The sequence below is a fragment of the Citrobacter sp. wls829 genome (genome assembly GCF_005280825.1).
GTDB lineage: Bacteria > Pseudomonadota > Gammaproteobacteria > Enterobacterales > Enterobacteriaceae > Citrobacter > Citrobacter gillenii.
The window spans coordinates 1-7,361 of sequence record NZ_SZWP01000035.1; the positions used below are offsets into that span (position 1 = coordinate 1).

Genomic DNA, 7,361 nt, shown 5'->3' on the forward strand with positions numbered 1-7,361 from the left:
GCCTCCGTTAAAAATGGGGGGATTACCCTCTGACGAGGTTCAACTTTCTTCCTCTTAACTTTAACAGGGGCGCGTTTAAGTGCTCTGGCTGTTGAAGAGGATGGGGTTTTCAGTGTAGTGCGAGTATGAGGTGCAGGAGCCACCAGAACAGGTTTCTGCGAGCCTGTAGATGAAGCTCTACCTGTGTTTTCAGGGATAACAATTTCTTCTGGTTCAGCCAGTGCATGAACCCTAAAGCTGGCAACATCAACAACGATGTCCAATGGAAGATCTTTAAAGGTGAAGTAGGCTTCGTCAGCTTCTTTTTTCAGCTCATCACGTATGGTCTGCTCTGCAGCACGTTGTTCCTGAGCTGCAACAGTTCCCCAGCGATCACGAGGGATATGAAGTATTGGATCGCGGTTCGTTTCAATAGCTTTAGCCAGCCAGACAGCTTTCTCTTCATTTGTTGCGGCAGCGGTAGCCTGTTCAAGGGCTTCCTCATACTGAACTCTGATAGAACGGTGATCAACGCGTTCATCATGACCATACAGCTCAAGGAACTCATTACAGACGTTCTGCCAGCCTTTACGCCAGCTATCAAGGGTTTCAGGCTTGTCCCACTCACGCACCTTCTTACCAAAGCCGGTAGAAAGAATCTCACGGGTTGTTCCCATTATATGGATATGTGGGTTATGACCATTGATATCGTGAATAACGAGATCAGCAATGATGCCTTGCTTGGTAAAGTGCTCAAGAACAAAAGCAGAAGTGAGTTCAATACTCTGTTCGGGTGTTAGCTCAGCGGGGAGGGCAATCTTAAACTCTTTGGCAAGGCGGGCATCTTTTCTCTTCTCTGAGGCTTCAACAGCATTCCAGAGTGTTTCACTGTCAACAATCAGGTCAGGAGGGGTATGTTCAGGTGCAAAAATCTGCGCAAAGGCAAGGTCCTTTTTATGTGCTGTTTTACGACCGCAAACTTCACCCGTTCTGTTATCGAAGAAAACTTTACGGTGACGATATGCAGCAGAGTTAACCGAAGACTGACCTTCGCCTCTGCTGATGTTCTCCATTTTAAAACTGTATATCGCCATTCAAATATTCCTCAATGCCAAATGCTGCTTTTCGTTTTACGTAAGGAAAACGCCGGGGTTGACGTTGACCTTGATTTTGTTTACGAAGGAAACGGTTTTAGCCTGCGGCAGGCAACCGTCGGTAGACCCCACGGCATTAGAGCGAAGCGATAATGCGTAAGTGGGCATTGCTTTATTTTTTATCGCCATAAATGGCTCAAAAATAACGGCAATGTACAAGGTTTGCCTTTATTAATTAATACTAAATATATGAATGGCTGTAAAACAAACCGCCGAATTGAGCGGCGCGAATAGGATGGACGGGCGAAGTATTCCACGATATTACATAAATGGGGTTTAGATGGCGTCCGAAGGACAAAAAGAGTGTTAATTTATTCCGTTAGAGTTGAGAATCTAAAGGTTAAATGAAAAACATTAATAAACAAAAATAAGTAACGTGGAGAGTATTAGATAAACTTGTTGGTGATTACTATCATGTGGTGTTGCTGATTTTTATAGTGGTTATGTAAGCAATGCCTAATGAAGTTAGTATGACTAGTTTAAGTGGCGCTAATTAAATATACGTCATCCAACTTGCATAAGTAAGTTAATCAGTATATTTAAAAAGGAGAATAAATAAATAAATTATTTTAATACGAGGTATCATGATGGACATAGAGAAAATGAATTCGGGAAAATAGTTATTTATATATCAGATAACTTATATGACGATGAAGATTTCTATGACTTATTAAACGATTATGTATATATCTGAAATAAAAATTATCTTATGGTTTGTTTTTTATTATGGATAAGCTATTATCTTCTCCTTTGAGAAAAAGGAGTGTGTTTATGTTATACGCTTATGATCCAAACGATCAATTGAAACACAATATTCATATAAATGATTGGGTTGTACGCCATCATAAAGCTGATGGTTGTTGTAAAATTTGTCATGAGAGTGTATTTGTTAAGGGCCTTGAGTCACAAAAGAAGGCTCATTTTTCGCACTATCCAAATTCATCATGTCCATTAATCACTTCACATCACAAACCATATGAACATTTAAAGAACATACCAAGAGATGCTACTCTTATTCCGTTAAGAAAAGAGTGGCTGAAAAATAATTTATACGAGGTATATTATAAGATAAAAAAAGAATTTCCAAATTTATGTTTTACATGGAAAGATCTCGAACTCTCTGTTAAAAGTGCTAATGACATTAATGTATGGGCGTTGAAGGATATGCCTATGGATTACATTCCATATGTCCTCCTTGTTAGTGTTAGTAAATATCCAAAAACTAAAATCAGAAAGAATGAGTATTTTTATGTATTAGAGACATTGCAGAAGGATACTAGTTATTCATCAGTTTTTTGGAATGATAATAAATTATCTAAAAAAATCATATGGGAAGTAAAAGTTTCAACAAGCACAAACACTGTGATTGAATATGATATAAATTTGGAAACAGCTATTCCTCCATATGTGAAGAAAATTATCGACCTTCTTTGATCTGTCATCCCTCATATATGCATCTAGTCGCATGGGATGTGAAAGATGCATTAATTATTTTGCCGCGATATTCATTTGCCAAAACCAATTATTTACTATAAGAGAATATAAGAGCATAAAATGAACGGGGTGAATATGAATATAGGTGAGTTGTGTGAGTCAGAAATAATACTGATCTGTGTCAATACTGCATTATGGACTATTAACATTGGCTTTATAAGTATTTTGGTTGTCAGATAAAATATTAAAACTTACTTATTGATTTATATATAAACTGTGTTAGTACATAATCAGGAAATAAAAGAAGGGAGGTTTTATGTATAAAAATAATGATGAAGCCATTGATCTTGAAGCAAAACGATTACTTGATAATGGTATCTATACCGATCTGGAAAAAGCGTATAGTGAAGCAGAAAAGATAATCACAAAAGTGAGAGTTGAGTTTAAAAAGAAACAGGAAAAACAGCAGTTCCGATCTCGGATTAAATCAATCAAGCGAGCACTTTCAGATGATGAGTTCAGAAGTAATGTCCCTTATAATAATAGAAATCAGTGGGGTAAATAATGAGTGATGATAAAATACAAAATACATACCTAACAGGTAAAGCCTTTCAAGGGGATAGAAGCAGTGCCGAAATAAAGAAAACACTTGAGCAAAAAATCGCAGGAGCACAAAATAAATTAAATTATCTCAAAGCAAAAGAGAAAAAAGATAACAAAAAAGAAAATACACGACAAAAAATAATTCTGGGTGCAGAGGTTGCCAAGGTTTTAAACTGTAATATTAGTGAGGTAGATAAACAATTACTCTTTGGTTTGTTGTTAGAGGTTCCATCCTTGCATACACATGATATCGAACGGTATAAAATAAATGGAAAAATCTACATCGAAAGAGTCCTCAAAAAATTCAGACCATAAAATCAATTCACGTCCGAACAGCTCCACGGCTTAAAACTTGTTTTAGGCTGGGGAGCTGTTGACCAAGCCCCAGAGGGCGCGGTAGTTAATTTAAAAATTGATGTCATATAACGCATTACATACATTTTTAAATGATGTCCAGAACGATTAACTTTTTGCAACACCACGATGTAAAGGGTTATATGCATCCAGTGATTGAAGTATTGGTAGGCTAAGCTCATTTGGGAGCATAAACCATACAGGATTACCAAATGTTTTTGGGTAACCCTTGTCCTCGCCTTCACCATTCCATCTCATAGCGAGGCGCTTAGTCCCATCTTCCCAGATCCCCCATGCAACGGAGAATCCGTTTAAATCATAAATAATTTCTAATACATTGAAATTATGCGGATTCACTTCTCTTGGTGATGGCATATTCTTTCCTTTATAAGAGTATTGACAATGCCCGGATTAAAGAAGGCATGGAATGTGTTTAGATTGCGAAGTCTTCAAGAGCTTTGCTCGAACAGCTGCCGGAAGTGAAGTTTTAGGATTACCCAGCAGCTCAGACGGGTCAATACCATCTTCAAGTAATTGTGCACGTAGCGCTTCAATTTTGGCCTGACGTTCAGCATTTTGATGCTGTGCAAGTGATTCTTCTTGACATCTGTCTTCGATAATAGCCTGAGCGGAAAGGGCTCGGATGTTATTAAGTGTTTTAATAGCAACGGTCATTAACTTTATCCTGAATGCTGAAATTCATGAGCAGAATAACATACAAAGGATGAGAACGGATAAAATCGTTTCTCTTAAATTATGCTGTTAAGTGTTTTTTTGAATTACATGTTCATCGGTCTTGACCTCTCTTTTATTTTTGTTAATTGTTAATTACGTGAAATAAAAAGGACGATGAAAATGAAAGAAATAAATAAAAAGGGGTTTTCTTTATTGGAATTGACATTAGTTTTGGGTATTGGAACAGTGATGGCTTTCGTAAAATTTCAGGACATGAAAACTAATCAAGAAAACATGATAGCTAACACTGTTGGTAATCAGATAAAACAGATAGGAGAGGCGGCAAATCGCTATATCAGTATCCACTATGACAAACTATCAACACTTTCTTCAAGTAGCAGTCAGTCAAGTGATCCGGGACCAAGAACATGTACATCTAACGGCTGCGAAATCACATATCAAACATTAGTAAATGAAGGGTTTCTGCCTGTAGGTTATACAGGCATTAACATGCAAAAGTCATCTTACAAAATAGTATTAAAACGTTCAGGGACTGCTCCCAATTTTGTTATCAATGGTCTTATCACAACAACTTTACCTTGGAGTGAAAGCGGAAAATTTCGCTATGATTTATTAGGTAAAGCTATGCAGGAAGCGGGTATTGATAGCGGAATGACGCAATCAGCAGCTTTAGTATCAGGTCTACAGGGCGCATGGACCGAGACATCATCAGCTTTTAATAATATTACTACAGCTGGTCTACTGGCGTATCGTGTTGGATACGATTCTTCTATGTACTCAGTGTATTTGCGACGTGATGGCACATTACCTATGACAGGTAATTTAAATATGAGTAATCAGGACATAAATAATACTAGGAATATAACGGCAGCAGGAACCATAACTACGGAGGCATTACGAACTAGCGGGACAGCGGTGATAGGCACAACATTAGACGTTGGCGGTGTGGCAACATTAAACTCTGATTTGATTGTAGCGGGTAATGGTCAAGTCAATGGAAATTTAAATTCTAATAAAACCGTATCAGGAACAACCATAACGTCTAGAGGTGATACCTATACTAATAACTTGTTCAGAATAATGGGGGATGGAGGACTTTATTTCCAAAAATATGGTGGTGGATGGAATATAGCCGACTCCAATACTATAACAGCATATAATGGTAAAAACATTCAGACTTCAGCAGGATTATATGGCGGATACGTTAAATCAACCGGGAATATAGATGCTAATGGAACAGTTAACGCTGGATATGTATGGGCATCAGGAAACCTTAATTCTAACTACGTACACTCTAATGGCAATATTGATGCAGTTGGACAAGTTTATGGTGATGCTGGAGTTGTATCAGGTGGTAGAGCAACAGTTGGAGAGTATCTTCATCTAAATGGAGTGGCCTATGCGGGAAATGGATGTTCTCCTAATGGTTTGCAAGGGCGAGCAGTTGATGGTTCTATATTATCTTGCACTAATGGTGTGTGGAAAGAAGGAGGCGGAAGTGTAAATAGAATGTTTATTGTTGTTGAAGGGAAGTGTTATATTCCAAATAAAGATACAGGAGGTTGTTCTTGTCCAAATGATCCTAATCGTCTAAAACAAATAGAAGTGTCAAGATATAAAGGAAATGAATGTAATAATGGTGGAAGTAACTGTAGAGAGCCTGATAGAAGATTATATACATGTAATTAGGTGACTAACGGCATTACGAATAGTTTATTTTTTCCGTGATAGCGAATCACCTATGACTGGTAATTTAAACATAGATAATCAGGGCGCAAATAATTTCATAAATATAACAGAAGCAAATGAAACAACTTCTGGGATATTACACTTTACTGTTAGGTTAATGGAATAATCAATTCAAATAACACTGTTTCAGGTGCAACGATAACATCTCAGGGTAAAACCTATACAAAAATGGTTTTGATTAAGTGCTGGTGAATATGTTCAACTCAATTGAGTTGCTGTCAGTGGCGTAGGTTGTTCACTGAATGCTTTACAAGCAAGAAACAGTGTCTGGTATCGGAAGAAGACTCTCTTTGGCTAAAATAGGTGAATCAGGTTGAATTGAGAGGGACAAGATTTCTTGAGGATATGGTAGATCTACAGGAGTAATGACTCAAAACATAATATAATGATAATGAAGGTTTTTTTCTCATTCAGTGACAGTTGGGTATTTAGAATGACAGAGATGATTGTTCAAATAGTGTTCGTTTTTGAGATCGTGCTCAAGAAAATCTCTGTGCTTTATGGTGTAGTTTAGCTTAGGTGATTTTTCGCTAAAGGATTGTGGAGGAGGGTTTTTGAAGTTTGGCTTTTCCATGAAACCATAATCTTTTTCATCGAGGTGAGGTGGATATTATGGATGAAGTCAATGTTGCTCAATATTTGAGAATGTCTACAGATCATCAGCAATATTCAATATTCAATCAATCTCAATTCATAAGTAAATTTGCGTCAGAACATAAGATGAATATCATTCATACATATGATGACTCTGGAAAAAGTGGGGTTACGGCAAACAGAAGACAGGCATTTCAACAGTTAATAGATGATGTGGTTGAAGGGAAAATAAATATTAAAGCAGTTTTAGTTTATGACATAAGCCGTTTTGGGCGATTTCAGAGTATAGATCAATTTGGATATTATACCCATCAACTTCAAATACATGGTGTTGGTATTATATATTGTGCAAACCCTATCATTGAAGGGAATAGTGATTATGCTGATTTTCAATTATTCATAGATAGAAAAAAAGCTTCTTCTTTAAGTCGGGATTTATCACAAAAAGTCTTTCTTGGTCAAGCTAATCTGGCTAGTCGTGGATATCACCAAGGTGGGCCTGCTGGATATGGTTTACGAAGAATGTTGATAGATGAAAACCATAAACATAAAGGGATGCTTAAATATAGAGAGTGGAAAAGCATCCAAACTGATCGAATAATTTTAGTATTAGGGCCGGAAGATGAAATCATAACAGTTAAATGGATATACGATCAATTCGTGAATAACTCTAAGCCAGAGAGGATTATTGCCTCTGAGTTGAATAGAAGAGGGATTACTGCAGAGCATGGCACTAAATGGACCAGAGGAAAGATCCACGAGATTTTAACTAAGGAAGGTGCGAATAAGCAGGTCATT

General features: G+C 37.2%; 7 protein-coding genes and 1 pseudogene. 5 read left to right on the forward strand and 3 right to left on the reverse strand.

Annotated elements, in window-relative coordinates; translation table 11 throughout:
• Nucleotides 1–1,073: MobQ family relaxase (mobQ, locus tag FDW88_RS04450; RefSeq protein ID WP_137362103.1), on the reverse strand; the 1,073-nt coding region annotated here is incomplete at its 3' end.
• A gap of 831 nt (nt 1,074–1,904) precedes the next feature.
• Between mobQ and FDW88_RS04455 the strand changes: the two genes are divergently transcribed.
• The 3 genes from FDW88_RS04455 (at nt 1,905) to FDW88_RS04465 (ending at nt 3,485) form a co-directional block, all read left to right on the forward strand.
• Entirely contained in the window at nt 1,905–2,567 is a 663-nt protein-coding gene (locus FDW88_RS04455) for a hypothetical protein (protein ID WP_137362104.1), read from the forward strand.
• Between the two features lie 316 nt (nt 2,568–2,883).
• Nucleotides 2,884–3,132 (forward strand): hypothetical protein, encoded by a 249-nt coding sequence (locus FDW88_RS04460; protein WP_137362105.1) that lies wholly within the window; start codon nt 2,884–2,886, stop codon nt 3,130–3,132.
• Nucleotides 3,132–3,485 (forward strand): conjugal transfer protein TraD, encoded by a 354-nt coding sequence (locus FDW88_RS04465; protein ID WP_137362106.1) that lies wholly within the window; start codon nt 3,132–3,134, stop codon nt 3,483–3,485. The genes FDW88_RS04460 and FDW88_RS04465 overlap by 1 nt, the downstream gene beginning before the upstream one ends.
• A gap of 147 nt (nt 3,486–3,632) precedes the next feature.
• Here the strand turns inward: FDW88_RS04465 and FDW88_RS04470 are convergent, their stop codons facing one another.
• Both FDW88_RS04470 and FDW88_RS04475 read right to left on the reverse strand, forming a co-directional pair.
• Entirely contained in the window at nt 3,633–3,899 is a 267-nt protein-coding gene (locus FDW88_RS04470) for a hypothetical protein (protein WP_137362107.1), read from the reverse strand.
• Between the two features lie 84 nt (nt 3,900–3,983).
• A pseudogene (locus FDW88_RS04475) lies at nt 3,984–4,199 on the reverse strand (DNA-binding protein); the annotation flags it as partial.
• Between the two features lie 174 nt (nt 4,200–4,373).
• Here FDW88_RS04475 and pilV point away from each other — a divergent pair.
• Nucleotides 4,374–5,909, forward strand: coding sequence for a shufflon system plasmid conjugative transfer pilus tip adhesin PilV (gene pilV / locus FDW88_RS04480; RefSeq protein WP_371414753.1), 1,536 nt, complete (start codon nt 4,374–4,376; stop codon nt 5,907–5,909).
• Between the two features lie 672 nt (nt 5,910–6,581).
• A partial coding sequence (locus tag FDW88_RS04485) for a recombinase family protein (RefSeq protein WP_170974152.1) occupies nt 6,582–7,361 on the forward strand: 780 nt, incomplete at its 3' end.

Coding starts and splice junctions, on each gene's coding strand:
- FDW88_RS04455 (WP_137362104.1), top strand. CDS start 1,905: ATGTTATACGCTTATGATCCAAACGATCAATTGAAACACAATATTCAT.
- FDW88_RS04460 (WP_137362105.1), top strand. CDS start 2,884: ATGTATAAAAATAATGATGAAGCCATTGATCTTGAAGCAAAACGATTA.
- FDW88_RS04465 (WP_137362106.1), top strand. CDS start 3,132: ATGAGTGATGATAAAATACAAAATACATACCTAACAGGTAAAGCCTTT.
- FDW88_RS04470 (WP_137362107.1), bottom strand. CDS start 3,899: ATGCCATCACCAAGAGAAGTGAATCCGCATAATTTCAATGTATTAGAA.
- pilV (WP_371414753.1), top strand. CDS start 4,374: ATGAAAATGAAAGAAATAAATAAAAAGGGGTTTTCTTTATTGGAATTG.